The organism is Gemmiger formicilis, from assembly GCF_016901605.1.
Taxonomy (GTDB): domain Bacteria; phylum Bacillota; class Clostridia; order Oscillospirales; family Ruminococcaceae; genus Gemmiger; species Gemmiger formicilis_B.
On record NZ_JACJKP010000654.1, the window covers coordinates 1 to 254 of the forward strand.

1 pseudogene is annotated in these 254 nt (G+C 63.4%); it reads right to left on the bottom strand.

What is annotated here, in order from left to right:
• Positions 1-254: pseudogene (locus H6B10_RS16330) on the bottom strand (lipopolysaccharide biosynthesis protein); the annotation flags it as partial.

The window sequence follows — 254 nt, forward strand, 5'->3', positions numbered from 1 at the left end:
CCCGGATGAACTGGGTACACAGGGTACGCAGACAGCTGGCCAGCACGCAGAGGTACAGCCAGGGCAGATAATCCCCGGCGTTGGGGATCAGCCGCACCAGCGGCATGGCCACCAGCAGCAGGGCAAATCCCGCAAAGATGGTCAGTCCGCCGTTCACAAAGACACTGTCCTTGCGCACGGCCCGGTCCAGGCCAAAGCGGATCACCGCATAAGACACACCCAGGCTGACCACCGGGATCAGCAGGTTGGTGGCC